This is a genomic window from Caulobacter sp. CCH9-E1 (assembly GCF_001556515.1).
GTDB lineage: Bacteria > Pseudomonadota > Alphaproteobacteria > Caulobacterales > Caulobacteraceae > Caulobacter.
This window is the reverse complement of sequence record NZ_LSJA01000327.1, coordinates 13438-38736: the sequence shown is the minus strand read 5'-3', so window position 1 is coordinate 38736 and position 25299 is coordinate 13438. Positions and strand designations below refer to the sequence as shown.

The window sequence follows — 25299 nt, the reverse complement described above, 5'->3', positions numbered from 1 at the left end:
CACCCGCCCCGGCCCCGGCGGCCGCGCCCGTGAAGGCCGCGGAGCCCGCTCCGGCTCCGGCCCCCGCGCCGACTCCGAAACCCGCTCCGGCGCCGACCCCGGCTCCGACGCCCGCTCCGGCGGCCGCCGCCGCGCCGAAGGCCGAAGCCAAGCCCAAGGCCGCGACGAAGCCGAAGGCGGCTGCGCCGAAGAAGGCCGCCGCTCCGGCCAAGGCGCCGGCCGTGAAAGCTCCCGCCGCCAAGGCGAAGGCCGCCCCCGCGCCGAAGGCCGCGGCGCCCGCCAAGGCCGCCGCCAAGCCGGCCGCGAAGCCGAAAGCCGCCGCGGCTCCGAAGACGGCGGCCGCGCCCGCCAAGGCCGCGCCAAAGGCCAAGGCCGCCCCGGCCGCCAAGCCGGCCGCGACCAAGGCTCCCGCCAAGGCGGCGGCTAAGCCCGCGACCAAGCCGGCGGCGGCGAAGGCCCCGGCCAAGACCGCAGCTCCGAAGACCGCAGCTCCGAAGGCGACCACCAAGCCGGCGACGGCCAAGGCTCCCGCCAAAGCCGCCGCGCCTAAGCCTGCGGCCGCCAAGCCCGCTACGGCGAAGCCCGCGGCGACCAAGGCCGCCGCGGCGAAGGCCCCAGCGACCAAGAAGCCTGCGACAAAGGCGACCGCCAAAACCTCGCCCAAGTCCAAGTAGACCGTGTACTCTGACCCCGCCAGCCAAACTGGTCGGCGGGGTCAGGGTCGAGTTCAAGAGCGTCCATGCGCGCACCGGTCATCATGGTCCACGGGGCCTTCTGCGGCGGCTGGACCTTCGACGTCTTTCGCGCGCCGTTCGAGGCCGCCGGCCACGCGGTGCTGACGCCCGACCTGATCGGTCACGACGGCGCCCGCAGCGTCACCGGCGTCTCGATGAGCGACTACGCGCGGCAGATCGCCCGCCTCGTCGAGACCTGCGAGACTCCTCCCATTCTGGTCGGCCACTCGATGGGCGGCCTGGTCGCCCAGATGGCGGCCGCCCGCGCCCGCGTTTCCAAACTGATCCTGCTGGCCCCGTCCGCGCCCTGGGGCGTCAGCGGCGCGAGCCTGGAAGAGGCGGCGTCGGCCGTGAGCCTCTACGCCCTTGGCCCCTACTGGCTGCAGGCCGTCGCGCCCGACTATGGCGTGGTGCGGCGCTACAGCGTCGATCGCCTGCCTCGCCCCGCCCGCAAGGCGATCTTCGGCCGCATGACGGCCGAGAGCGGCCGGGCGCTGTGGGAGACGCTGAACTGGTGGCTCGACCCGTTCATGACCACCAGCGTCGCCGCCCCCGGATGTCCGGTGCTGGCCATCGCCGGCGGTCAGGACGTGATCCATCCCCCCGCCACCGTCCGCCAGACCGCCGCGCGCCTGGGCGGCGTCGTGGAGGTGTTCCCGCAGATGAGCCATTGGCTGCCGGGCGAACCGGGCTGGGAAGACGTGGCCGCGCGGTGCCTTGCATTCATCGCCGCCGAGGACCGGGCGGCCGCCTGACCTACTGCGGACTGAACACCTTCAGCCCCAGGATCCCGGCCACGATCAGGCCCAGGCAGACCAGCCGCGCCGCCGTCGCCGGCTCCTTGAACAGCACGATGCCCACGATGGCGGTGCCGACCGCGCCGACACCCGTCCAGACGGCGTAGGCCGTGCCGAGCGGCAGGCTCTTCACCGACCAGCCTAGCAAGCCCATCGACAGGACAAGGCTGATCGCGGTCAGCGCGATCGGGATCGGCTTGGTGAAGCCTTCGGTGAACTTCAGGCCCACGGCCCAGCCCACCTCGAACAGTCCGGCGATCAGGAGGATGATCCAGGCCACGACGAGCCCTTTCTTCCAAAAGGCGGGGTCGTCCCCGGAAACGCAAAAGGCGCGGGGTCGTCCCCGCGCCTTCGCTAGATAGGTCGGTCTTTGAGACCGGGCAACCAGATCAGCGGCTGCTGGTGCTGTACAGGATCTGGGCGCGCTCGAAGTTCTTGCCGACCGAGCTCTCGTCCAGCTTCTTCAGACGCACATAGACCAGGCCCGCGTGGCCATTGGCCCAGGCGTCATCCCACGACACCGTGAAGCGGCGGAAGTCGCTGCCGATCGTCTGGTCGTTGCGGATCAGGCGCAGCTGCGGGCTATTTTCCCAGGTCGCCCAGTCGTGCAGGCCGTTGGCCAGTTCCTGAGCCTGCTCGGGGCTCTGGGCGTAGTCGATCGTGACGGTGCAGATGTTCTTGTTCGAACCGGGATTGTCGAGCGTGATGTTGTAGGGCTTGCCCAGGTCGAGGATCCACTGCTCCTTCTTCTTCTTGAAGCCGTAGTCCTTGACCAGCTGGGCGAAGTCGCCGCCGGCGACCTGCGGCTTGCAGACCTTGTCCAGCACGTCCAGCAGCTTCAGCGTGACCGGGTCGGTGGTCTTCGGACCACGGACCGGCGCGGTGTAGGTTTCGGCGGGGGCCGCGGCCGGAGCGGCCGCGACGGGCGGCGCGGCTTGGTCGGCCGGAGCAGCCGGAGCGGCTTGGTCAGCCGGAGCGGCCGGGGCGGCTTGGGCCGGAGCCGGAGCGGCGGCGGGAGCCGGCGCGGGCGTGGCGGGAGCCGGAGCGGTTTGCTCCTGGGCGACGGCGGCGGTCGAAACCGCGCCGAGAGCGATCAGGCTGACGAGCGCGAGGCGCATAGGCTGGTTATCCCCAACTGAACGAGAGGTCGGCATTAAAACCGACAGGCGGTCCCTCGCAACCCTTATGGCTACCGATTAAGGCGGAGATTAGGTCACAAGTGTAATTTTTTCGCGCCCATCCCCCGGGCGCTCACGAAAACGCCCTCGATCACGAGGAACGAGGGCGTTTCCGAATTCAAGAATCCGAAGGCGGTCAGGCCGCTTCGACGGCGTGTTCGGCCAGGATGGTCAGCCCCTCGGGACCAACGTCCGCGAAGCCGCCCTGGATGTCGAACACCTTGGTCGTCGCGCCGTCTTTCACGGTCACCTTGCCTTCGCGCAGGGTGGTCATGAACGGAGCGTGGTTGGCCAGGACGCCGAAGTCGCCTTCCGCGCCCGGAGCCTGGACCATGTCCACGTCGCCGGAGAACAGTTCGCGCTCGGGCGCGACCAGAGAGAAGTGCAGCTTGGCCATCAGTTGAAGGTCTCCTCGACGCCGCCCAGGGCGGCTTCGATGTCTTCGTCGGTCTGGATCTCGGTCCCGCAGAAGGGGCAGAAGCGGATGGTGGCCAGCACCAGGCCCGTCTCGCCCTCTTCCTCGCGTTCGCCGAGGTTCAGCAGGATCAGGCCGCTATCGTGCTCGATGAGGCTGGCGGTCGTGTCCGGGGACACGGCTTCCGCCAGCTCCTCGCAGCAGAAATGGCCCAGATCGGCGTCTTCGGTCATTAGGCTTCGGCCGCCATCTTTTCGGCCTTGGCCACGGCTTCCTCGATCGGACCGACCATGTAGAAGGCGCCTTCCGGCAGGTGGTCGTATTCGCCGTCCACGATGCCCTTGAACGAGCGGATCGTGTCCTTCAGCTGGACGAAGGCGCCCGGCGTGTTGGTGAACTGCTCGGCGACGTGGAACGGCTGGCTCAGGAAGCGCTGGATCTTGCGGGCGCGGGCCACGATCAGCTTGTCCTCTTCCGACAGCTCGTCCATGCCCAGGATGGCGATGATGTCCTTCAGGGCCTTGTACTGCTGCAGGACTTCCTGGACGCGACGAGCAACGGTGTAGTGCTCCTCGCCGATGACCAGCGGGTCCATGATCCGCGAGGTCGAGTCCAGCGGGTCCACGGCCGGGAAGATGGCCTGGGCCGCGATGTCACGCGACAGAACGGTGGTGGCGTCCAAGTGGGCGAACGAGGTGGCCGGCGCCGGGTCGGTCAGGTCGTCGGCGGGCACGTAGATGGCCTGAACCGAGGTGATCGAGCCCTTGTTCGTCGAAGTGATGCGCTCCTGCAGGTTGCCCATCTCGGTGGCCAGGGTGGGCTGGTAGCCCACGGCCGAGGGGATGCGGCCCAGCAGAGCCGACACTTCGGCGCCGGCTTGGGTGAAGCGGAAGATGTTGTCGACGAACAGCAGCACGTCCTTGCCTTCTTCGTCACGGAAGTATTCCGCGATCGACAGGCCGGTCAGGGCGACGCGGGCGCGGGCGCCCGGGGGTTCGTTCATCTGGCCGTAAACGAGGGCGCAGCGCGAGCCTTCGGTCGAGCCATTGTTGGCCTTCGGGTCGACGTTCACGTTCGACTCGATCATCTCGTGATAGAGGTCGTTGCCTTCGCGGGTGCGTTCGCCCACGCCGGCCAGAACCGAGTAACCGCCGTACGCCTTGGCGATGTTGTTGATCAGTTCCTGCATCGTCACGGTCTTGCCGACGCCGGCGCCGCCGAACAGGCCGATCTTGCCGCCCTTGGTGTAGGGGCACATCAGGTCGATGACCTTGATGCCGGTGACCAGAACTTCAGCCGTGTTGGTCTGCTCAGCGAAGGTCGGGGCGTCGCGGTGGATCGGGCGCGACAGGGTCGATTGGATCGGGCCCTGCTCGTCGATCGGCTCGCCGATGACGTTCATGATGCGGCCCAGGGTGCCCGGACCGACCGGCACGCGGATCGGCGCGCCGGTGTCCTTGACCGGCTGGCCGCGGACCAGACCTTCGGTCGCGTCCATGGCGATGGCGCGGACGGTGTTCTGGCCCAGGTGCTGGGCGACTTCGAACACCAGGCGCTGGCCGGTGGCGGTGTTGACGGTTTCGACGGCGTTCAGGATCGCCGGCAGGGCGCCGTCGAACTCGATGTCGACGACCGCGCCGATGATCTGCACCAGGCGGCCGGTGGCGCCGTCCAGGTTGACGGCGGCGTTGGCCGGAGCCGAAGCGGCGGCGGCCTTCGGGGCGGCCGGCTTCTTGGCGGCGGGCGCCTTGGCGACGGCGGCCTTCGGAGCAGCGGCGGCCTTGGGGGCGGCGGGCTTCTTGGCGGCGGCGGTCGCCGGCTTTTCAGCGGGGGTCTTGGCCATGGCTTGCGGGTCTTTCGGTCTCTGCGTGCTTGTGTCGTTAGGCTAGATCAGACGGCTTCGGCGCCGGAGATGATCTCGATCAGCTCCTTGGTGATCTGAGCCTGGCGGGAACGGTTGTATTCGAGGGTGTAGCGCTTGATCATCTCGCCGGCGTTGCGCGTGGCGTTGTCCATGGCGGTCATCTGGCTGGCGTAGAAGCCCGCCATGTTGTCCAGCAGGGCCGACAGGATCTGGACCGTCAGGTTGCGCGGCAGCAGCGTCTCGAGGATGGCCTCTTCCGAGGGCTCGTACTCGTAGACCGCCGTCGGACCCGAGGCGGCTTCGACGCCGTCGACGGTCGCCGGGATCAGCTGCAGGCCCGTCGGGACCTGCTGCACCACCGACTTGAAGCGGCTGTAGAACAGAGTGACCACGTCGGTCTCGCCCGCTTCGTACTCGCGGGTGATCAGGTCGGCGATCGGCTGGGCCACCGACAGCGTCAGCTGGCGATAGGCCGACAGGTCGAAGGTCTCGACGATCCGGCCGGCGTAGGGCTTGGCCAGCTGCGCCGTCACCTTCTTGCCGACGCAGATCACGCGGACGTCCTTGCCCTGCCTGATCAGGCCGTCGATGTGGGCGCGCGCGGCGCGGACGATCGACGAGGTGAAGCCGCCCGCCAGGCCGCGATCGGCGGCGGCGACGACGACCAGGTGGCGGTCGTCGCGTCCGGTGCCGGCCAGCAGCTTCGGCGCGCCGTCGCCCGAGACGCCGGCGGCGAGATTGGCGATGACGCTGGCCAGACGCCGGGCGTACGGACGAGCGGCCTCGGCCGCGTCCTGGCTCCGGCGCAGCTTGGCCGCCGCCACCATCTGCATCGCCTTCGTGATCTTTTGCGTCGCTTTGACGCTCGAGATCCGATTGCGCATTTCCTTTAGGCTTGCCATCCGCCTATCAGACCTTCCTAAACAGCCACCACGTGGTGTCGTCCATCACGGTCGTCCTTCTCCAGAAGAACCCGTAATCGACCAGCACCAGATCCGGGAACAGATCCAAGTAGAGCGAGCCGAAGTCGTTCTTGAACAGAAGACCTTGCTCGCCTCGGTACGTAATCGTTTCCGCCTTCGGCGAAAAATACTCGGCGCACAGCACATACTTGGCGGACACGCGATGAATCTCGCGCATCGTGGCCTCGAGCTTGGTCGGATCCACGTGGATCAGAACGCCCGAGGTGAACGCCATGTCGACCGCGCCATCCGCCAGAGGGATGCTGTGGCCGAAACCCTCGAACAGACGCTCGGGCGGCAGGACGCCGTCCTCGAGAATCTGCTTGCGGGCCGCGCTGTTCGGCTCAATGCCCCACAGCTCCGCGTCGGTGATCGCCTGCAGGCCCCGGAGGTTCAACCCGACGTTCGGGCCGACTTCCAGAATGCTCTTGGGCGGATCGCCGACCAGTCGCGGCAGCACCTGCCCCCAAGCCTTCGTCCGGCCCCGCACGGCGTCGGCGGTCACGGCGTTCCGCTGGGTGTAGCGGTCGCCGAACTCGCCGGACCAGGCGCCTTCAGTCTTGGGGGCGTCAGCCATTTGCCTGTGCTTCCTTAGGCGAAGGTCGCCGAGAAGCTGTCGAGCGCGCTCTTCAGCGTGTTCTCCAGATCCTTGTCCAGCGCCTTCTTGGTGCGGATGCCTTCCAGCAGGTCGGCGTGCTGGCTGTGCAGACGGGCCAGGAACTCGGCCTCGAAACGGCGAACCGACGAGGTCGGGATCTTGTCCAGGTAGCCGCGGGTGCCGGCGTAGATCACGCAGACCTGCTCCTCGACCGACTGCGGCGCGTATTGCGGCTGCTTCAGCAGCTCGGTCAGGCGCTCGCCGCGGGCCAGCATCTTCTGGGTCGAGGCGTCCAGGTCCGAGCCGAACTTCGCGAAGGCGGCCATTTCACGGTACTGGGCCAGCTCGCCCTTAATCGGACCGGCGACCTGCTTCATCGCCTTGATCTGGGCCGACGAGCCGACGCGCGACACCGAGATGCCGACGTTCACGGCCGGACGGATGCCTTGGTAGAACAGGTCGGTTTCGAGGAAGATCTGGCCGTCGGTGATCGAGATCACGTTGGTCGGGATATAGGCCGACACGTCGTTGGCCTGGGTTTCGATGATCGGCAGCGCCGTCAGCGAGCCCGAACCGTTGTCTTCGTTCAGCTTCGCGGCGCGTTCCAGCAGGCGCGAGTGCAGATAGAAGACGTCGCCCGGATAGGCTTCGCGGCCCGGCGGGCGGCGCAGCAGCAGCGACATCTGACGGTAGGCGACGGCTTGCTTGGACAGATCGTCATAGATGATCAGGCCGTGCAGGCCGTTGTCGCGGAACCACTCGCCCATGGCGCAGCCGGCGAACGGGGCCAGGTACTGCAGCGGGGCCGGCTCCGAGGCCGAGGCCACGACGACCGTGGTGTACTCGAGCGCGCCGTGCTCTTCGAGGGTCTTGACGATCTGGGCGACGGTCGAGCGCTTCTGGCCGATGGCGACGTAGACGCAGTAGAGCTTGGCGCTCTCGTCCTTGCCGGCGTTCACGGCCTTCTGGTTCAGGATGGTGTCGATGGCGACGGCGGTCTTGCCGGTCTGACGGTCACCGATGATCAGTTCGCGCTGGCCGCGGCCGACCGGGATCAGGGTGTCGATCGACTTCAGGCCGGTTTGCACGGGCTCGTGCACCGACTTGCGCGGGATGATGCCCGGGGCCTTCACGTCGACGCGGCGACGCTCGGTGTATTGGATCGGGCCCTTGCCGTCGATCGGCTCGCCCAGCGGGTTGACGACGCGGCCCAGCAGGCCACGGCCGACCGGCACGTCCACGATCTCGCCGAGGCGACGGACTTCGTCGCCTTCCTTGATTTCCTGGTCCTGGCCGAAGATCACGGCGCCGACATTGTCGCGCTCGAGGTTCAGGGCCATGCCCTTCACGCCGGCCTTCGGGAATTCCAGCATTTCGCCGGCTTGGACGTTGTCCAGGCCGTAGATGCGGGCGATGCCGTCACCGACGGACAGCACCTGGCCGACGTCCGAGACGGCGGCTTCCTCGCCGAAGTTGGCGATCTGCGACTTGAGGATGGCCGAGATTTCGGCGGCGCGGATGTCCATGGTCTTCAGGGCTCTCTGCGATCTAATCTTTTAGGGCGCGCTTATACGCTCAGGCGCGCTTCAGGGCGAATTTCAGGGAATCGAGCTTCGAACGGAGCGAAGCGTCGAAGAGACGCGAACCGACGCGCACCTTCAGACCGCCCAACAGGGACGGATCGACGCGCGTGGAAACTTCGGGGGTCTTGCCCAGGGCCTGGGCCAGGGCGGTCTGCACGCCCTTCAGCTGGGTGGCCGACAGCGGCGCGGCCGAGACGACCTCGGCGGTGACCACGCCGCGGTGCTTGGCCGACAGCTCCGTGAAGGCCGAGATGGCGCCCCGCAGGTCGCCCGTCCGGCCGTTCGAGGCCACCAGGCCCAGGAACTTCGTGGTCAGCATGTCGAACTCGGCCTTCACGGCCACCGCGACCAGGCCCTTGCCCTTGTCCTCGGCGGAGAAGGCGGGGCTTTCGATCAGGCGACGCAGATCGGCACTGTCGGCGATCATCGCCTTCAGACTCTTCAGGTCGGCCTCGACCTTGGCCAGGTTGCCGTTCTCGATCGTCAGTTCGAACAGGGACTGCGCATAGCGCTGACCCGCATCCGTCGCCTTGGTTTCGTCCGCCACTTGGTATCCGCCCGGTGCGTTGCAAATGGCCGCGAACAAGAAGGTTAACCCTTATCGCGGCTTAAAGGCTTGAGCGCGCTTGAAAAAAGCACATGGACGGTCGGCGCGTAAACGCCGCCCCGTCCGAAGCCGCGCGCCTGATAACACGGGCTTTTCGCAGTCGCAACCAAGCGGGCGCGATCAGTCGCCGGCGCGGCGGAATACAGCCGAGGCCGAGGCCGCCAGGGTGCCGTTAGGGCGCCTTAGCTCGCCTTGGGCGAAGACCAGGCTGCGCGTCGCCCGCTCGACCCAGGCCTTCCGCTCAAGCGCGCCCTCCTGCGCCTCCGCGGCGAAGTCGATGGTCAACGATGTGAGAGCCGCGCCGTCGCCGGCGATCTCGCGCAGGGCGGCTTCCATCTGGGCGGAGAGACTCGTGTCCATGGCCTAAACTCAATCTGAGAACCGTAAAGAAAAAGAGGCGGCGGAACGCGCCGCCGCCCCGTGAAGGCGAATGCTCGAGGAAACAGCCAGACGGGCCGGAGAAACGGACAGCCCTAAGCGTCTGGGTAGGCTAGTCAGAGCCCAGGAAGGCTCCCTACTTGGCCGAGGCCAGGGCGGCGCCCTTGGCCGAGGCGTTGCAGCGGGTCAGGTCGTCGGCGTCCAGCGAACGGCTTTCGCCGCCGAAAGCCGAAACGCGGCCCACTTCCTTGGCCAGCGCCTTGCAGGCGGCGGCGGTGAGGGCGCGGGACGGCGCTTGGGCCGAAACGCACTCGGAACCTTCGCAGACGAAGACGGCGCCGCCGGCGACCACCTTGGTCTTGGCCGCGACAGGGGCGTCAAGCGCGGCGGCGATGCGGCCGTCGGCGAAGGCTGAACCGGCGAACATGGAGACGGATACGGCGGCGACGGCCGCCAGGGTGCGGAGCTTCATCGTAAAAGCCCTCCGGTGTTTGGGGAGTTGCGGTCAGATCGTTGATCGGTGGGAACGCGTACTGGCCGCTCGGAGCCGGGGATGAGAGGCGCCGGTATCCCCACCGGTGCTTCGGATCCGAACTAAGCATCGCTTAGATAACAGTGATTACAATTTGCGCAAGCGGATTTTCGTCCGGCCTTCGACATTTACGGAAAACGCCAGTTTTGGGCGACGGCGGCGAAAGGCGCGCGAAAACGACCAGAGCCGCCGTTCCGTCGGGGCACGATTGGCCGGTCCGACGACAGGCGTACTCTCGCCGCACCAAAGACAAAACGTGCGAGGGAGGCTTGGCCATGGACTTCCAACTGCCGCCGGAGCTGACCGCCTATCTGGCGGAGCTGGACGCCTTCATCGAGAAGGAGATCGCGCCGCTGCAGGCGCGCGACGACAACCAGCGCTTCTTCGACCACCGCCGCGAATGGGCCCGCACCGACTGGGACGCCGGCGGCCTGCCGCGCCATGAATGGGAAGAACTGCTGGCCCAGGCTCGCAAGCTGGCCGATCAGGCCGGCCACTACCGCTACGCCCTGCCCAAGGCGTACGGCGGCAAGGACGGCACCAACCTCGGCATGGCGGTGATCCGCGAGCATCTGGCGGCCAAGGGCCTGGGCCTCTTCAACGACCTGCAGAACGAGCACTCGATCGTCGGCAACAATCCGTTCGTGCTGATGATCCGCGACTTCGGCCGCCCCGACCAGCAGCACCTGATCGAGGACATGCTGGATCGCGGCGCCTTCCGCCCGACGTTTGGCCTCACCGAGCCCGACCACGGCTCGGACGCCACCCACATGGAGACCCAGGCCGTCCGCGAGGAGCGTCACGGCCAGCCCGGCTGGCGGATCGACGGCGAGAAGATGTGGACCACCGGCATGCACGCGGCCACCCACTGCTGCCTCTTCGCCCGCACCAGCGGCGAGGACGGCGACGCGCGCGGCATCACCGCCTTCCTGGTCCCGGCCCACGCGCCCGGCGTGAAGATCGAGGAGTATCTCTGGACCTTCAACATGCCGACCGACCACCCGCGCGTCAGCTTCACCGACGTCTGGGTCCCCGACAGCGCCATGTTCGGCCCGGAAGGCGGCGGTCTGGCCCTGGCCCAGCACTTCGTGCACGAGAACCGCATCCGGCAGGCGGCCTCCAGCCTGGGCGCGGCGGCCTACTGCATCGAGGAGAGCATCAAGTACGCCCGGGCTCGCAAGCCGTTTGGCAAGGCCCTGGCCGAGAACCAGGCCATCCAGTTCCCGATCGTCGAGCTCTCCACCCAGGTCGAGATGCTGCGCCTGCTGATCCGCAAGACCGCCTGGGAAATGGACCAGATGACCAAGCCGGAGGTCGAGAAGCGCCTCTCGGACAAGGTCTCGATGTGCAACTACTGGGCCAACCGCCTGTGCTGCGAGGCGGCCGACCGGGCGATGCAAATCCACGGCGGCATCGGCTATTCGCGCCACAAGGCCTTCGAGCACATCTACCGCCATCACCGCCGCTACCGGATCACCGAGGGGGCCGAGGAGATCCAGATGCGCAAGGTCGCCGCCTGGCTGTTCGGCTACATCGGCCCCAGGAAGAAGGACTTCCAATAGACCCGCCCGGCCGGCGGCGCGGATATGGATAAGGTTTAATTCCACGCCTCCTGACGTCGATCAAACGACGCGCTATCTAACGGGGGTACGCGAACAGTCATGTTCGCGCGTCGTATTCGCGCGTTAGGATTTCGCCCGTTTGGCTTCGATCGACCGTCCGCCGCCCGCGCGGACCGCTGGAGGATTGAATGAACCGTCTCGTCCGTAACACCGCGCGCGTGGCGCTGATCGTCGCCGTGCCGGCCACGCTGGCCGGCTGCGGGATCAACACCATCCCCACCCAGGACGAAGCGACCAAGGCCGCCTGGGCCGAGGTCCAGAACCAGTACCAGCGCCGCGCCGACCTGGTGCCGAATCTGGTCGCCACGGTGAAGGGCTACGCCGCCCAGGAGAAGGACGTCCTCACGGCGGTGACCGCCGCGCGCGCCAGCGCCACCCAGGTCAAGGTCGACGCCTCGACCATCACCGACCCGGCCCAGTTCCAGAAGTTCGCCGCCGCCCAGGACCAGCTGTCGGGCGTGCTGGGCCGCCTGATGGTGATCCAGGAGCGCTATCCGGAGCTGAAGTCGAACCAGAACTTCATGGCCCTGCAGAGCCAGCTGGAAGGCACCGAGAACCGCATCGCCATCGCGCGCCGCGACTACAACCAAGCCGCCCAGACCTACAACACCACCCTGCGCACCTTCCCCAGCATCCTGTGGGCCAAGACGGTCTATAGCGGCCAGAAACCGGCCCAGCTGTTCCAGGCCACGGCCTCGGCCCAGAGCGCCCCGACGGTGGACTTCTCCAGCCCGCCGACGGCCACGCCGCCGAAGGTGCAGTAAATGACTCTCCTCCCCCGCCTCGCGGGGGAGGGGGACCGCGAAGCGGTGGAGGGGGCGCTCCCCGCCGCTGAACGCCCCCTCCGTCACGGCGCGCAAACGCGCCGCGCCACCTCCCCCGTTGCACGGGTGAGGATGCTGTTGCTGACACTCGTGGCCATGGCGATGGCCCTGCCCGCCCTCGCCGCCCCGACCTTCCCGCCGCTGACCGGCCGGGTGGTCGACGAGGCGCAGGTGCTGTCGCCCGACACCGAGCGCGAACTTTCCGACAAGCTGGAAAACCTGGAGACGACGACGGGACGGCAACTCGTCGTGGCGACCGTGTCCAGCCTGCAGGGCTACCCGATCGAGGACTACGGCTATCAGCTGGGTCGGACCTGGGGCATCGGCCAGAAGGGCGAGAACAACGGCGTCATCCTGCTGGTCGCCCCCAACGAACGGAAGGTGCGGATCGAGGTCGGCTACGGGCTGGAGCCCGTCCTGACCGACGCCCTCTCCAGCGTGATCATCCAGAGCGCGATCCTGCCCAAGTTCCGCGACGGCGATCTGTCCGGCGGGGTCGTGGCGGGGACCGACGCGCTGGTCGAGCAACTCAGCCTGCCCGCCGACCAAGCCAAGGCCCGCGTCGCCGAGGCCAGCCAGCCCGAGCGCCACAAGGCCGAGGGCTCGCCGATCGTCGCGATCTTTGTCGTCCTGTTCTTGATCGTCGTATTCTCCAGCCTGTTCCGGGGCGGACGGCGCGGCGGCCTGGGCTCGGCCCTGCCGTGGATCATCCTCAGCGCCCTCAGCGACAACCGTCGCGGCGGCGGCTGGGGCGGCGGAGGCGGCGGCGGCTTCTCGGGCGGCGGCGGATCGTTCGGCGGCGGCGGCAGTTCGGGGAGCTGGTGAGATGCCTACCAACATGACGCCCGAGGACCTCGACCGCATCGCCCAGGCCGTGGCCGAGGCCGAGAAGACCACCGCCGGCGAGATCTTCTGCGTGCTGGCGCCCGAGGTGTCGGACTATCGCGAGACCCCGCTGGTCTGGGCCGCCGCGACGGCTCTGGTGCTGCCGGCGGCGGCGCTGTTCGCCGGCTTCCGCCCTGAGATGCTGACCCGCCTGTTCGGCGGCTGGAGCGTCGGCCACGCCGCGGCGATGGACGGCGCGATCCTGTCTGCGCTGTCGACCTATATCGCCCTGCAGGCCGTGGTGTTCGTGCTGGCGGCGCTGGTGGTCTCGATCCCAAGCGTGCGTCGCGCCCTGACGCCCGGCGCGCTGAAGGCCGCCCGGGTCAAGAAGGCCGCCATGGAGCAGTTTCTCAGCCACGGCCTGCACGTCACCCGCGACCGCACCGGCGTCCTGATCTTCGCCGCCCTGGCCGAGCATCGCGTCGAGGTGATCGCCGACGAGGGCATCTACGCCGCCGCGCCGAACGCGGTCTGGGACGAGGTCGTGGCCGACCTGGTGGCCGGCCTCAAGCGCGACGCGATCGCCGACGGTTTCGTGGCCGCCGTGCGCCGCGCCGGCGCGATCCTGGCCGAGCATGTGCCGCCCAGGTCCGACAACCGCAACGAACTAGCGGACGGCCTGACCATCCTGCCCAAACGCTGACAGGGAAAGCATCGCCGCTGGCGATATTCGGCTTGGCCTTGATGCTGTTCTGGCGTCCCATGGCGGCGCAGCCAGAGCGCCCTTGAGGCGCCGAAGGGGGAGACCGACATGTCCAGCATCGACCCGACCCGCGCCCAGTTCGACGCCTTCAAGGCCTTGCCGCGCGACACGCCGATCCACATGCTCAACCTGATCCGGCTAAAGCCGATGGCGGACTATCCGCCCGACCATCCCAACCACGGGAAGGGCATGACGGGCCTGGAGGCCTATCGCGAGTATGGGCGAACCTCGGGCCCGATCTTCCAGGGCCTGGGCGGCCGCCAGGTCTGGTCGGGGCGGCCGGAGACGGTGGTGACGGGGCCGAGCGACGAGCGCTGGGACCTGGCCTTCATCGCCGAGTATCCGAACGCGGCGGCGTTCCTGGCCATGGTCACCAATCCCGACTATCGCGAGCACGTGAAGCACCGCCAGGCGGCGGTCGAGGATTCGCGCCTGATCCGGCTGGCGCCGCTGACGCCCGGCGCGGGTTTCGGCGAGTAGCCCTATTCCGCGGCCATCGCCAGCGGCGGGGCCTGGCCGCCGCGCACCAGGCGACCGGGCAAGGCGCCCGTCGGCTCGCCGTCGCGCTGGGTGACCACGCCGCCCACGATCGTGGCGACATAGCCGTGGGCGCGCTGGACCAGGCGACGGCCGCCGGCCGGCAGGTCATAGGCCACCTTCGGCGCCTCCAGCTTCAGGCCCGCGTAGTCGATGACGTTGAGGTCGGCGCGATAGCCGGGCGCGATCAGGCCCCGGTCGAGCAACCCCACGGCCTGGGCGGTGTCACGCGTCTGGCGGGCGATCATCGTCTCCAGCGGCAGCCGGGGCCCGCGCGTGCGATCGCGGGTCCAGTGGATCAGATTGCTGGTCGGAAAGCTGCCGTCGCAGATCATGCCGACATGCGCCCCGCCGTCCGACAAACCCGGGACGGTGTCGCGATGGCTCAGCATCGCGAAGCTGGGGTCCAGCGATCCGCCGGCGTAGTTGAGGAACGGGTGATAGAGCATGCCGCGCCCGTCGTTCGCCAGCAGGGCGTCCAGCGCCACGACAGCGGGATCGCGGCCTTCCCGCGCGGCGATGGCCGCCACGGTGCGATCGGCCGTCGGCTCGTAGTCGGGCTCGGCGTCCATCGGGAACAGGTTGTCCCAGGCGCGCAGGGCGCTTCCCGCGAAGGGCCCCTTGGCGTCCGCGTCGTGGGCGAGGAGCCGGGCGCGGAAGCTCGGGTCCGACAGGGCCGCGACCTTGTCGGCCAGCGGCTTGTCCTTGAGTTCGGCGAAGACGGGGTTCTGGCTGAACGGATTGAGCGTCAGCTCCAGCCCGAACAACACCCCGACCGGCCGGCCGCAGACCTGGGCCTTCATCGGCAGGCCGGCGTCGACCGCCGCCGACAGGCCCGCCAGCATCGCCTTCCAGCCCTCGGGCGACTTGGGGCTCTGGACCAGGGAGAACGACAGCGGCCGCCCCGAACGCTCGACGATGCGGCGGAGCATGGCCAGCTCGGCGGCGCCGTCCGGGAAGAAGTCCGAGACCACCTGCAGGACGCCCCGACCGGCCGCGGCGAGGCCCATGGCGATCCCCGTCAGCTCGTCCTCGCCGGCGGTCAGGGTCGGCGTCGGCTGGCCGTCGCTAGTGCGGTGGTTGAGCGTGCGCGAGGTGGAAAAGCCCAGCGCTCCGGCCTCGACCGCCCGCCGCGCCAGGGCGGCCATGGCGGCGACGTCGGCCGTCGTCGCCGGCTCGCGGTTCGCGCCGCGCTCGCCCATGACATAGACCCGCAGGGCCGCGTGCGGCAGCTGGGCGGCGACATCGACGTCGAAGGCGCGCCCGGCCAGGAAGTCGAGATAGTCGGGAAAGCTTTCCCAGGTCCACGGAAGCCCCTCGGTGAGCACCGGGAACGGAATGTCCTCGACGCCCTCCATCAGGCGGATGAGGCGGTCGTGGTCTTCCGGCCGGCAAGGCGCGAAACCGACGCCGCAATTGCCCATCACGACCGTGGTCACGCCGTGGCCGGAGCTGGGCGTCATGCGCTCGCCCCAGGTCGCCTGGCCGTCATAGTGGGTATGGATGTCGACGAAGCCGGGCGTCACGATCCGGCCGCGGGCGTCGATCTCCTCGGCCCCGGCCGCGAGGCCGCGCCCCACGGCGGCGATCCGGCCATCCCGGACGGCCACGTCGGCCACGACGCCCGGCGCGCCGGAGCCGTCGAAGACCGTCCCGCCGCGCAGGACGAGGTCGTAGGCGTGGTCCGCGGCTGGGGCGGCCATGGCGCATCCTCCCGTATGGTTGGCGGAAGGGTCCGCCCGCGTCCGGAGGGCGTCAAGCTTACCCCGGCGGAAAGGGGGGGCGGCCGCCTGGCGACCGCCCCGCCTGGTCTAGAACGCCTTGCGCACCGTGACGCCGGCCGTGCGCGGCTGGCCCACCGAGTAGCCCAGGCGAGCCCGTCCGCCGCGTTCGCGGTCGAAGGACAAGAGGGCGTTCTCGTCGAACAGGTTGTTGACATAGAGCGTGACGTCGACCCCGTCCTTCATCTCGACCCCGGCGCTGAGATTGACGATCTCGTAGCTGGGCAGTTGCAGGTTCACGACCGTCGGGACCGTGCCCGTCGCCCCGCCGAACGGCAGGTTCGAGACGAAGGAGCGGGGGTTATTCTCCTGGTCGCTGGCCTGGGTGAAGCGACTGCCGACGTGCTGGATGGAAGCCTTCAGATAGCCGTTGGCGCCGTCGAAGACCTCGCGGCTGTAGGTGACGTCGAACGAGATCTGGAACTTCGGCACCGAAGGCAGGCGGTTGCCCTCGCGGATGCCGCCGATCACCGCGCCTGTCCCGTCCTTCACGGTCGAGTCGAACTCGGCTTCCAGCAGGCTGCCCGACAGGCCGATGTCGAGGCCGTTGGCCAGGCGCGCGGTCAGCTCGCCCTCGATGCCCTTGGTGTGAGCCTTGGGCACGTTGAACACCACGCGCGAGCTGCACGAGCCGGCGTCGAGCGTCGTCTGCAGGTTCTTGATGTCGGTGTAGAACACCGCGCCGTTGAAGCGGACCCCGCCAAAGCGCGACTTGATCCCGCCTTCGTAGTTCCAGAGCGTCTCGTCGTCATAGTTCTGGTAGCCGCCGAAGATGGCGGCGTCCTGCGGCGTGCACAGAGGGATGTTCAGCGGGTCGTTGACGCCGCCCAGGCGGAAGCCCTTCGAGGCCTGGGCGTTGAAGGTGACGTTGCTCGTCGCCTCGTAGCTCAGCAGGAAACGGGGCGTGAAGCCGTCCGACGAGGTCTTGTCGGTGCGGTTGTCGCCGTTGGCGAACAGACCCCCGGACTTGAATTGCCGCGTCTCGCTGAAGTCGTAGTAGCGGCCGCCCGCCGTCGCGGTCAGCTTGCCCAAGGTGTAGTTCAGCTCGCCGAACAGGGCCTTTTGCTTGATGTCGTAGGGCAGGTAGGCGTTGTAGGGCGAATTGCCGGGGAAGCCGTTGGCGACGGCCGCCGAGGTCCCCGCGCCCAGCACCGCGTCGGCATAGGCGTCGTAGCCGGGCGTCGGCAGGCGCTGGTTATAGACGCGGTCGACCTTTGAATAGAAACCGCCGACCACCCACTGCAGCGGCCCATCGCCGGTGGAGGCCAGGCGCAGTTCCTGGGTGAACTGCTCGAGATCGGTGGTGTCGACCAGCTTGGACGGCAGGGTGACCGCCGCCGCGGGGAAGCCGAGATCCACCGAGACGCTGCCGGACAGGGCGCTGGCGTCCCGGTTCACGGCGATGTCGCGGCTGATGTAGCTGGTGACCGAGGTCAGGGACGCCCCGCCCAAGTCCAGGCTGGCGGTCAGATCCGCGAGCAGGGTGTTGTCGGCGAAGCTTTCATCCAGCAGCAGATACTGCTCGCGCTCGTCCAACTGAATCCGGGGCCGGGTCGTCGTGTTGTTGTTGGCGAAGAGGTTGAACACCTCTTGCCGATTGAAGCCGCTGGCCCGGATCTCCTGATAGACGACGCGGGGGGTCAGGCTGAAGGTCTCGGTGGGCTGGATCAGGAACGAGATCCGGCCGCCGCGCCGCGAGCCGCTGTTGACGTTCTTCTCGACCTTGCCGCCTTCTTTCAGGGCGTCGATGAAGCCGCCGTACCGAGTCAGGTAGCCGACCGCGCGCATGGCGACCTTGTCGGAGATCGGCATGTTGACCGCGCCCTTCACGTGGCCGCCGAAATCGTCGCCGCCGACCAAGCTGGCGTTGGCCTCGAAGACGCCCTCGTTGACGCCAAGCTTGGGCTGGTTGGTGATGTAGCGAATGGTGCCGCCCACCGAGCCAGAGCCGAACAGGGTGCCCTGCGGGCCGCGCAGCGTCTCGACCCGGTTCAGGTCGAACAGGTCGATGTCGGGCGTGAACAGCGAGAGCGAGATCACCGACTCGTCGAGATAGACGCCGACCTGCTCCTTGACGCCCGGCTGGTCGCGGACGACCTGGCCGGCCGAGACGCCGCGCACCGAGACCTGGCTCTGGCCCGGGCCGAGGTTCTGGATCGTCAGGCCCGCGACGTTGCGCGACAGGTCTTCCAGCGTGACGGCGCCGGAGCGCTGGATGTCCTTCTCGGTCTGGGCGTTGATCGAGAAGGGGATGTCCTGGATCGTCGCGTCGCGCTTGGTGGCGGTGACGATGATTTCCTCGACCGCCGTCTGGTCGGCTTGCTGGGCCGCCGCCAGGGCGGGGGCGAGCAGAAGCGTGGACAGCGCGGCGCCGCCCAGCAGGGCGCGGCGCGCGCGGCGGCGCGATGTGGCGGTGGTCATGATTTCCTCCCAACCCTTTATTTTTGTGGCGGCGAGGTCGAGCCCGCAGCGCAACTCCAGCGTTCATCCTGGAATCACGGAAAGTCAACGCGAAAAGAAGTCACTGGAAATCAGTATTTTATGCGGAAGGCCGCCAGCGTTTCGAAATTTCCGTATGAAAAAGGGGCTGAACTTACGTTTACGCACACGTGACCTTTCGCGCTGCGGAAAGCCGGTCTAGGGTGGCGGCAATTCAAACTAATGTTTTAACGGGGAGAGCGCCCTCATGCGCGAAGCGGTCATCGTCTCTTACGCCCGCACGGGCCTGGCCAAGTCCAACCGCGGCGGCTTCAACAACACCCACGGCGCGGCCATGGCCGGCCACGCCATCCAGCACGCGGTCAAGCGCGCCAAGCTGGACGGTCCCGAGGTCGAGGACGTGGTCCTGGGCTGCGGCGGCCCCGAGGGCGCCACCGGCATGAACGTCGCCCGCAACGCGGCGATGTGGGCGGGCCTGCCGATCACCACCTCGGGCCAGACCGTCAATCGCTTCTGCTCGTCGGGCCTGCAGGCGATCGCCACGGCCGCCAACTATGTCCGCAACGACGGCGCCGAGGTCGCGATCGGCGGCGGCGTGGAGTCGATCTCGCTGGTGCAGGGCGGCGGCCACATGAACCGCTTCCACATCACCGAAGAGAAGCTGATGCAGACCCATCCGGCCCTCTGGATGGCGATGATCGACACCGCCGACATCGTGGCCAAGCGCTACAATGTCAGCCGCGAGTACCAGGACGAGTACGCCCTGCGCAGCCAGCAGCGCATCGCCGCCGCCCAGGCCGCCGGCCTGTTCGACGACGAAATCGTGCCGATGCCCACCAAGATGAAGGTGGTCAACAAGGAGACCAAGGAAGAAAGCCTGGTCGACTACGTGGTCACCAAGGACGAGTGCAATCGCCCGGAGACCACGCTGGAGGGCCTGGCCAGCCTCAAGCCGGTCATGGGCGAGGGCAACTTCGTCACCGCCGGCAACGCCAGCCAGCTGTCCGACGGCGCGGCCGCCGTGGTGGTGATGGAGGCCAAGGAGGCCGCGCGTCGCGGCCTGGAGCCGCTGGGCGCCTTCCGCGGCTTCGCCATCGCCGGCTGCGAGCCCGACGAGATGGGCATCGGCCCGGTCTTCGCCGTGCCGCGTCTTCTGGAACGCCACGGCCTGAAGGTCGACGACATCGACCTGTGGGAGCTGAACGAGGCCTTCGCCAGCCAGTGCCTCTACAGCCGCGATCGCCTGGGCATCGACCCGGAGAAGTACAACGTCAATGGCGGCTCGATCGCCATCGGCCACCCGTTCGGCATGACCGGCGCCCGCTGCGCCGGCCACCTGCTGCTGGAAGGCAAGCGCCGCAAGGCCAAGCTGGGCGTGGTGACCATGTGCATCGGCGGGGGGATGGGGGCCGCCGGTCTTTTCGAAATCTTCTGATTTCGAAAAACCCGACAAAGAAGCGCTGCTGAAATCGCCTTGGCGATTTCAGTTGCGGCCTGTTCGAGATCTTCTGATCTAGAACGCGAGGCCGAGCCTCGCCTCAAGAAGGCCGGGAACCGTCAAGGCGGTTTCCGGCCTTTGTTGTTGTCGTTTCAACAACAACGGACCGGACCCACCATGGCCGCCAAGGCCTTCTTCGCCGTCGCCCTGCTCGTCGCCGCCGCCATCGGCCTGGCGTTGCCGACTCCGGGCGCCAGCCACGAACCCCAAGCCACTCGCTCGTCGTTCCAGACGATCCCGATCGACTGACCAGGCAAGAAAAAGGGCTCGCCGGTTTCCCGGAGAGCCCTCGGCAGTGACCGACCTAGATCTTAGAACTCTTCCCAGTCCTCGGACACGGCCACCGCCGCCGATCCCGAGCTGCGGCCCGGACGCGCCGCAGGTCGCGACGCGGGACGGGGCGCGGAGGGCGCCGGGGCGGCGGCCTTCGGCGCGGGAGCCGATGACGGAGCGGCGGCCGAAGCCGGCGCGGCCATGGCGGCGCCTTGGGCGACGCGGAAGCGGGCGACCATCTCGCTCAGCGACCGGGCCTCGCCCTTCAGCGAGTGGGTGGCGGCCGTGGCTTCCTCGACCATGGCGGCGTTCTGCTGGACGACCTGGTCCATCTGATTCACCGCTGTATTGACCTCGTTCAGGCCCGTGGCCTGCTCGGCGGCCGAGGCGGCGATCTCGGTGACCAGGGCGTCGATGGTGGCGACCTGATCGACGATCCGCTGCAGCGCCTCGCCCGTCTGGCCGACCAGGTCCACGCCGGCCTCGACCTGCGAGGTGGAGGTCGAGATCAGGGCCTTGATCTCCTTGGCGGCCTCGGCCGAGCGCTGGGCCAGGGCCCGCACTTCCTGGGCGACCACCGCGAAGCCCTTGCCGGCTTCGCCGGCCCGGGCGGCTTCGACGCCGGCGTTCAGGGCCAGCAGATTGGTCTGGAAGGCGATCTCGTCGATGACGCCGATGATCTGGCTGATCTGCCCCGACGAGGTCTCGATCGCGGTCATGGCCGAGACGGCCTGGCTGACGATCGAGCCCGAGCGCTCGGCGTCGGTGCGCGCGGTGGCCACCACTTGCGAGGCCTCCTTGGCGCCCGAGGCGGTCTTGCGGACCGTGGCGGTGATCTCGTCGAGCGCGGCCGCGGTCTCTTCCAGGCTGGCCGCCTGCTGTTCGGTGCGACGCGACAGGTTGTCCGAGGCGTCGGCGATCTCGTCGGCGCCGCTGTTGACGCCGCTGGTGGCGCGGCCGATCGCCTGGATGGCTTCCTGCATCCGGTCGGCGGCGGCGTTGAAGTTGGTCTTCAGGCTTTCGGTCTTCGGCGCGAACGGCACGACGATCCGGTGGGTCAGGTCGCCCGAGGCCATGTGGTCCAGGGCTTCGTTCAGGGCGGTGATCGCCTGGGCGTCCTCGCGAGCCGAGGCGGCCTTCTCGGCTTCGTTGGCCGAGCGCTCGCTGTCGGCGGCCTGGCGCTCCTCGGCTGCGGCCCGCTCGATGCGAATCTTCTCGATCGCGGCGTCCTTGAAGTAGGTGACGGCCGAAGCCATGTCGCCGATCTCGTCCTTGCGGCCCATGGCCGGGACCTCGACGCTGTTGTCGCCCGCGGCCAGGCGGCGCATGGCGTTGGTCATGGCCGCGACGGGACGAGCGATGCCGCCGGTCAGCAACAGGCCGCCCGCGATGGCGATGCCGGCCGTGATCAGGATGCCGACGGCCAGGACGATCGTGGACTGCAGCGACGCCTTCTTCTGGGCGGCGGCCTCGGTGGCGAGCTCTTCCTCGGCGTGCTTGGTGATGGCTTCGATGGCGTCTTCGACGGGCGTCACGGCCTGGTCGGCGACGCCGTCGTTACGGACCAGCTCCACGGCCTGGGGGCGGGTCGCCGGATCGGCGCCCAGCTGCTCGCCCGGCTCGATGGCCAGCTTGCGATAGTTGGCGTAGGCGCTCTCGACGGCGCTGATGCGGGCCAGATCCTCGGCGTCGCCGTCGGCCAGGGTCTTCATCTTGTCCAGCGCCTTGAGGAACTTCGGCTTGTGGGCCTCTTCCAGGCGCTGGACATAGTAGGGGTCGCCAGACAGCAGGAAGCCGCGCAGCGAGTTCTCCTGGCGGGTCAGGCGGAACGCCGCCGTATCGGCCGCGCGCAGCATCTCATAGGCCCGCTCGGTCCGCTCAACGGAGTGACCCAGGTTGACCTTGTTGACGTACAGGGCGACGCCCATCGCCATGATCGTCGCCAGCATGACGGCGAAAACCACCATCAGCTTTTGGGGGATCTTTAGGTTGCCGAAGGACACCGCGCGAACTCCTCGTCCATAGAATGGCTGAGGTTCGTAGGCCTAGATTACGCCTGTGCCCAAAACCTCACCGTCGAGCCCAGATTTCGCGCAGGTAAGGTTTCGGGGGCATTAACCCTGACGCGACGTAATGTCGCACTTTGGGTTTAATAAAACTCATTTTAGGCATTGGAAGCACTATTCTAGCGTTAGTGCGCCTCGTCCCAGTTGAGCGCGGCGCGCACTTCGACGGTCAGCGGGACGGACAGCGCGACGGCCGGTTCTGCCGCTTTTTCCATCACGCTGGCGATGACCCCACGCGCCGCTTCGGCCTCGGCCTCCGGCGCCTCGAAGACCAGTTCGTCGTGCACTTGCAGCAGCATGCGAGCCGAGAGCCCCGCCTCCCTCAGCGCCGCGGGCATGCGGATCATCGCCCGGCGCATGACGTCGGCCGCAGCCCCCTGGATTGGAGCGTTGATCGCGGCGCGCTCGGCGAATTGCCGCTGGCCGACCGACTTGGCCTGGATCTCCGGGATGTTGATCTTCCGGCCGAAGATGGTCGTGACATAGCCGTGCTCGCGCACGAAGGCCTTGGTCGCGTCCATATAGGCCTGGATGCCCGGGAAGCGCTCGAAATAGGTCTTGATATAGGCCCCCGCCTCGCCCTGCGGGATGCCCAGCTGGTTGGCCAGACCGAAGGCGCTGATGCCATAGACGATGCCGAAGTTGATGGCCTTGGCCCGGCGGCGGATCATCGGGTCCATGCCCTCGATCGGCGTGTCGAACATCTCCGAGGCCGTCATGGCGTGGATGTCGAGGCCTTCCTGGAAGGCCTTCTTCAGCTGCGGGATGTCGCCGATGTGGGCCAGCAGGCGCAGCTCGATCTGGCTGTAGTCGGCGCTGATCAAGACCTTGCCCGGCTCGGCCACGAAAGCCTTGCGGATCTTGCGGCCTTCCTCGGTGCGGACCGGGATGTTCTGCAGGTTCGGATCGGATGAGGACAGCCGCCCCGTGGTCGTGGCCGCCAGGGCGTAGGAGGTGTGCACCCGGCCCGTGCGCCCGGCGATCGCCGCGACCAGGTTCTCGGTATAGGTGCCCTTCAGCTTCGACAGTTGGCGCCAGTCGAGCAGCACGCGCGGCAGCTCGTGCTCTAGGGCGAGGCTCTCCAGCACGTCGCTGTCGGTGGACCACTGGCCGGTGGCGGTCTTCTTGCCGCCCTTCATGTTCATCTCGCCAAACAGCACGTCGCCGATCTGCTTGGGGCTGCCCAGGTTGAACGGCCGGCCGACCAGCTCGGTCGCCCGCGCCTCGAACTCGGCCATGCGCAGAGAGAACTCGTTGGAGAGCCGGCGCAGGGCTTCCGGATCGACCTTGATCCCGTCGTTCTCCATCGCCGCCAGCACCGCCGGCATCGGACGCTCCAGGGTCTCGTAGACCGTCAGCAGGCCCTCGCGCGCCAGGCGCGGCTTGAGAACCTCATAGAGCCGCAAGGTGACGTCGGCGTCCTCGGCGGCGTAGGCCGTCGCCTCGGCCAGGGCCACGTGCTTGAAGCTGATCTGGGCCTTGCCGGTCCCGGCCACCTGCTTGAACGGGATCGGCTTGTGGCCCAGCCACAGCTCCGACAGCTCGTCCATGCCGTGGCCGTGCAGCCCCGCCTCCAGCACATAGCTGATCAGCATGGTGTCCTCGATCGGGGACACCTGGATCCCGTGCCGGGCCAGGACGGCGATGTCGTACTTGGCGTTCTGCGCCACCTTCAGCACCGCTGGGTCTTCCAGCAGCGGCTTGAGGGTGGCGATCACCTGCTCTAGCGGGATCTGGACGAGGTCCGCGGCGGCTTCCAGCGCCAGGCCCTCCTTCTCGCAGTGGCCGACGGGGATGTAGCAGGCCTCGCCGGGCGCGATGGCCAGGGAGACGCCGCACAGGCCGGCGGTGGCCGACGACAGGGCGTCGGTCTCGGTGTCGAACGCCACCACGCCCTTGGCGGTCGCCTTGTCGACCCAGGCCTTCAGGGTGTCGAGGTCGCGAACGCACGTGTAGGCGGCGTGATCGATCGTGACCGGCTCGGCCACGGGCTGGGCGGCGGCGCGCGCGGCCGCGCCCATGTACGACACCGTCGAGACCGGCGCCTTGGGCGGCGCGACAGGACGATCCAGCGTGCCGGGAACGGCGGCGGCCGAGCCGTCGCCGACGCGGCGGGCCAGGGTGCGGAACTCCATCTGGTCGAGGAAGGCCGACAGGACCTCCTTGTCCGGCTCGCGCACCTTCAGGTCATCCAGCGGCTCGGGCAGCGGCGTGTCGCAGTCCAGCTTGACCAGGGCCCGCGACAGGCGGATCTGGTCGGCGAAGTTGATCAGGGTCTCGCGGCGCTTGGGCTGCTTGATCTCGCCGGCGCGGGCCAGCAGCGTGTCGAGATCGCCGAACTCGGTGATCAGCTGGGCGGCGGTCTTGATCCCGATGCCCGGCGCGCCCGGCACGTTGTCGACGCTGTCGCCGCACAGGGCCTGAACGTCCACCACCTGCTCGGGATAGACGCCGAACTTCTCGAACACCTGCTCGCGCTCGATGCGGACGTTCTTCATCGGGTCGTACATCGACACGCCGTCGCCGACCAGCTGCATCAGGTCCTTGTCGGACGAGACGATCACCGCCTCGCCGCCGACCTCGCGCGCCTTGCAGGCGTAAGCCGCGATCAGGTCGTCGGCCTCATAGCCCGGCAGCTCGATGGCGGGCACGCCGAAGGCCCGCGTGGCCTCGCGCACCAGCGGGAACTGCGGGATCAGGTCCTCGGGCGGCGGCGGACGGTGGGCCTTGTACTGGTCGTAGAGCGTGTTGCGGAACGTCTTTTCCGAGTGGTCCCAGATCACGGCCAGGTGCGTGGGCGTGTCGCCCTGCATGTCGCGCAGCAGCTTCCACAGCATGTTGCAGAAGCCTTGCACCGCCCCGACCGGCAGACCATCGCTCTTGCGAGTCAGCGGCGGCAGGGCGTGATAGGCGCGGAACAGATAGGCCGAGCCGTCCACCAGGAACAGCCGGACGGCGGGGCCGTCCTGGGTCAGGTGCGAGGCGGGCGAGGATTCGGAGACGACGTCGGTCATGGCGCGAAC

At 68.2% G+C, this 25299-nt stretch carries 24 protein-coding genes; 9 read left to right on the top strand and 15 right to left on the bottom strand.

Annotation, left to right across the window (positions count from 1 at the left end):
• The coding region (locus tag AX690_RS23440; protein ID WP_197426912.1) for a hypothetical protein at window positions 1–674 on the top strand (674 nt) is incomplete at its 5' end.
• Between the two features lie 65 nt (window positions 675–739).
• On the top strand, window positions 740–1489 hold the full coding sequence (locus AX690_RS19100; RefSeq protein ID WP_066730515.1) for an alpha/beta hydrolase: 750 nt from the start codon (window positions 740–742) through the stop codon (window positions 1487–1489).
• A 1-nt stretch (window position 1490) separates the two neighbouring features.
• On the opposite strand, the gene sugE is transcribed toward AX690_RS19100, so the two are convergent.
• From sugE to AX690_RS19045, 11 genes are all read right to left on the bottom strand, one after another.
• Entirely contained in the window at window positions 1491–1811 is a 321-nt protein-coding gene (gene sugE, locus AX690_RS19095) for a quaternary ammonium compound efflux SMR transporter SugE (protein WP_066686480.1), read from the bottom strand.
• Window positions 1812–1920: 109 nt separating this feature from the next.
• Window positions 1921–2685 carry a hypothetical protein gene (locus tag AX690_RS19090; RefSeq protein WP_082769747.1) on the bottom strand — a complete coding sequence of 255 codons (765 nt, stop codon included), beginning with the start codon at window positions 2683–2685 and terminating at the stop codon, window positions 1921–1923.
• A 160-nt stretch (window positions 2686–2845) separates the two neighbouring features.
• Window positions 2846–3106 carry an ATP synthase F1 subunit epsilon gene (locus AX690_RS19085; protein ID WP_066686484.1) on the bottom strand — a complete coding sequence of 87 codons (261 nt, stop codon included), beginning with the start codon at window positions 3104–3106 and terminating at the stop codon, window positions 2846–2848.
• Complete coding sequence (locus tag AX690_RS19080) at window positions 3106–3357, bottom strand: hypothetical protein (protein ID WP_066686486.1); 252 nt, start codon at window positions 3355–3357, stop codon at window positions 3106–3108. The genes AX690_RS19085 and AX690_RS19080 overlap by 1 nt, the downstream gene beginning before the upstream one ends.
• Window positions 3357–4967, bottom strand: a complete 1611-nt coding sequence (atpD, locus tag AX690_RS19075; protein WP_066686487.1) for a F0F1 ATP synthase subunit beta — start codon at window positions 4965–4967, stop codon at window positions 3357–3359. The genes AX690_RS19080 and atpD overlap by 1 nt, the downstream gene beginning before the upstream one ends.
• Window positions 4968–5014: 47 nt before the next feature.
• A complete protein-coding gene (locus AX690_RS19070) occupies window positions 5015–5890 on the bottom strand; it encodes a F0F1 ATP synthase subunit gamma (RefSeq protein WP_066686489.1) in 876 nt (291 codons plus the stop codon).
• A 7-nt stretch (window positions 5891–5897) separates the two neighbouring features.
• Window positions 5898–6527, bottom strand: coding sequence for a pseudaminic acid biosynthesis-associated methylase (locus tag AX690_RS19065; RefSeq protein WP_066686492.1), 630 nt, complete (start codon window positions 6525–6527; stop codon window positions 5898–5900).
• 14 nt (window positions 6528–6541) lie between these two features.
• Window positions 6542–8074, bottom strand: coding sequence for a F0F1 ATP synthase subunit alpha (gene atpA / locus AX690_RS19060; protein WP_066686494.1), 1533 nt, complete (start codon window positions 8072–8074; stop codon window positions 6542–6544).
• Window positions 8075–8123: 49 nt separating this feature from the next.
• Window positions 8124–8678, bottom strand: a complete 555-nt coding sequence (locus AX690_RS19055) for a F0F1 ATP synthase subunit delta (RefSeq protein WP_082769746.1) — start codon at window positions 8676–8678, stop codon at window positions 8124–8126.
• A gap of 180 nt (window positions 8679–8858) precedes the next feature.
• On the bottom strand, window positions 8859–9098 hold the full coding sequence (locus AX690_RS19050; protein WP_066686500.1) for an acyl-CoA thioesterase domain-containing protein: 240 nt from the start codon (window positions 9096–9098) through the stop codon (window positions 8859–8861).
• Window positions 9099–9252: 154 nt separating this feature from the next.
• Entirely contained in the window at window positions 9253–9588 is a 336-nt protein-coding gene (locus tag AX690_RS19045; protein ID WP_066686502.1) for a hypothetical protein, read from the bottom strand.
• Window positions 9589–9917: 329 nt separating this feature from the next.
• Between AX690_RS19045 and AX690_RS19040 the strand changes: the two genes are divergently transcribed.
• The 5 genes from AX690_RS19040 (at window position 9918) to AX690_RS19020 (ending at window position 14162) form a co-directional block, all read left to right on the top strand.
• Window positions 9918–11210 carry an acyl-CoA dehydrogenase family protein gene (locus tag AX690_RS19040; RefSeq protein WP_082769745.1) on the top strand — a complete coding sequence of 431 codons (1293 nt, stop codon included), beginning with the start codon at window positions 9918–9920 and terminating at the stop codon, window positions 11208–11210.
• Between the two features lie 188 nt (window positions 11211–11398).
• The gene (locus AX690_RS19035; protein ID WP_066686506.1) at window positions 11399–12034 is read left to right on the top strand and encodes a LemA family protein; all 636 of its coding nucleotides are present in this window, start codon (window positions 11399–11401) and stop codon (window positions 12032–12034) included.
• The gene (locus tag AX690_RS19030; RefSeq protein ID WP_066730514.1) at window positions 12035–12919 is read left to right on the top strand and encodes a YgcG family protein; all 885 of its coding nucleotides are present in this window, start codon (window positions 12035–12037) and stop codon (window positions 12917–12919) included.
• A 1-nt stretch (window position 12920) separates the two neighbouring features.
• Entirely contained in the window at window positions 12921–13622 is a 702-nt protein-coding gene (locus AX690_RS19025; RefSeq protein ID WP_066683157.1) for a TPM domain-containing protein, read from the top strand.
• A 108-nt stretch (window positions 13623–13730) separates the two neighbouring features.
• The gene (locus tag AX690_RS19020; RefSeq protein WP_066683158.1) at window positions 13731–14162 is read left to right on the top strand and encodes a DUF1330 domain-containing protein; all 432 of its coding nucleotides are present in this window, start codon (window positions 13731–13733) and stop codon (window positions 14160–14162) included.
• Between the two features lie 2 nt (window positions 14163–14164).
• Here the strand turns inward: AX690_RS19020 and AX690_RS19015 are convergent, their stop codons facing one another.
• Both AX690_RS19015 and AX690_RS19010 read right to left on the bottom strand, forming a co-directional pair.
• Entirely contained in the window at window positions 14165–15922 is a 1758-nt protein-coding gene (locus tag AX690_RS19015) for an amidohydrolase family protein (RefSeq protein ID WP_066683159.1), read from the bottom strand.
• Between the two features lie 108 nt (window positions 15923–16030).
• Window positions 16031–18421, bottom strand: coding sequence for a TonB-dependent receptor (locus tag AX690_RS19010; protein ID WP_066730513.1), 2391 nt, complete (start codon window positions 18419–18421; stop codon window positions 16031–16033).
• Window positions 18422–18686: 265 nt separating this feature from the next.
• Here AX690_RS19010 and AX690_RS19005 point away from each other — a divergent pair, with 265 nt between their 5' ends.
• Together AX690_RS19005 and AX690_RS23950 are read left to right on the top strand one after the other, a co-directional pair.
• Window positions 18687–19874 carry an acetyl-CoA C-acyltransferase gene (locus AX690_RS19005; RefSeq protein ID WP_066683161.1) on the top strand — a complete coding sequence of 396 codons (1188 nt, stop codon included), beginning with the start codon at window positions 18687–18689 and terminating at the stop codon, window positions 19872–19874.
• 180 nt (window positions 19875–20054) lie between these two features.
• Window positions 20055–20186, top strand: coding sequence for a hypothetical protein (locus AX690_RS23950; RefSeq protein WP_255357085.1), 132 nt, complete (start codon window positions 20055–20057; stop codon window positions 20184–20186).
• Window positions 20187–20248: 62 nt separating this feature from the next.
• Here the strand turns inward: AX690_RS23950 and AX690_RS19000 are convergent, their stop codons facing one another.
• Both AX690_RS19000 and polA read right to left on the bottom strand, forming a co-directional pair.
• A complete protein-coding gene (locus AX690_RS19000; protein ID WP_066683162.1) occupies window positions 20249–22213 on the bottom strand; it encodes a methyl-accepting chemotaxis protein in 1965 nt (654 codons plus the stop codon).
• 188 nt (window positions 22214–22401) lie between these two features.
• Window positions 22402–25290, bottom strand: a complete 2889-nt coding sequence (gene polA / locus AX690_RS18995; RefSeq protein WP_066683163.1) for a DNA polymerase I — start codon at window positions 25288–25290, stop codon at window positions 22402–22404.
• Window positions 25291–25299 lie beyond the last annotated feature (9 nt).